The organism is Arthrobacter sp. JCM 19049 (assembly GCF_001310435.1).
On sequence record NZ_BAXF01000630.1, the window covers coordinates 1 to 1095 of the forward strand.

General features: G+C 67.9%; 2 protein-coding genes. Both read right to left on the minus strand.

All coding sequences use genetic code 11. From position 1 onward, the window contains the following. Positions 1 to 84 precede the first annotated feature (84 nt). Positions 85 to 951, minus strand: a complete 867-nt coding sequence (locus JCM19049_RS15090; protein WP_054821973.1) for an alpha/beta fold hydrolase — start codon at positions 949 to 951, stop codon at positions 85 to 87. A gap of 9 nt (positions 952 to 960) precedes the next feature. Beyond that, positions 961 to 1089, minus strand: a complete 129-nt coding sequence (locus JCM19049_RS21280; RefSeq protein ID WP_374700331.1) for a sugar-binding domain-containing protein — start codon at positions 1087 to 1089, stop codon at positions 961 to 963. Positions 1090 to 1095 lie beyond the last annotated feature (6 nt).

Genomic DNA, 1095 nt, shown 5'->3' on the forward strand with positions numbered 1-1095 from the left:
CCGCGGCGAAGGAGCCGCTGGTCACAGTCCGGGTGGACCCGGACGAGGTGCTCTAAACCCCGCGCAGCCTATGCGCCGGCGCGGTTAGCGCAGCCGACCAGCGAGAAATTCACGGATCGCCCAGGCGGTCTCCTCCGGCTTTTCGTAGTGGATCAGGTGTCCCACGTTCTCCAGCATCACCAGCACCGCCTGCGGGAAGCTGGCGCGCAGCTGCTCCTGGGTGTCGGGGCTGCCCATCTCATCGTCCTCCCCGCCGACCATCAGCACCGGTTCGGCGATCCGCGGCGCCCACTGCTGCACCGTATGGCTGATCGAAGCCCGGTAGGCCTGGGAGAGGGTTTGGCGGTTGTGGAAGCCGGAGAAGTAGGCGCGGTGCTGGTCCCGCACATAGCGGCGCAGCTGCGGGTCCCGGCTCTTGGTCATGAACCAGCTCATCGCATCGGTGATCAACCCCGAGCGCAGGATCCGCTCACCCACCCCGGCCGGCAGCTTCGCGCAGGCCTCGTAGAAGAGCCCGGCGCCGGCGGCGATCAGCCGCTGGGAGGACTGCAGCGGCGGCTCGGAGATCGGGTTGAGCAGGATCAGTGAGGAAAAGACCCGCAGCGTGGCCAGCTTCGCGGCCACCAGGGAGCCGAAGGAATGCCCCAGCAGGATCACGTGCCCGCCCAGCTGCAGCTCGCTGGCCAAGTCATCGAGCACCCGGGCGTAGCCTTCCACGTCGTGTTCAGTGTCCATGGGGCTGGAGGCCCCGAACCCGGGCAGGTCCGGGACGATGAACGTGTACTCGGGCAGCAGCTCGGTGATCCGGGCCAGGCCGTGGTGGTCCCCGCGGAAGCCGTGCACCGCCAGGATCACCCCGGCCGGGGTGTCGATGCTGGACGGGTAGGTGAAGACCTTCATGGTGGAGTGCCGATGGTGGTGGGTGGAGATCAGTTCATCACGAAGGCGCATGGGTTAATGCTACCCACCGAGCAGGGCCAGGGCCGCTCCCTCATCGATGATCAGGTCGGTGATTAAGCCACCGGCCAAAGCCCCGCGCACCGCCGGAATCTTGCTGCGTCCGGCCACCACGCACAACCGGCGCGGCACCGCGCG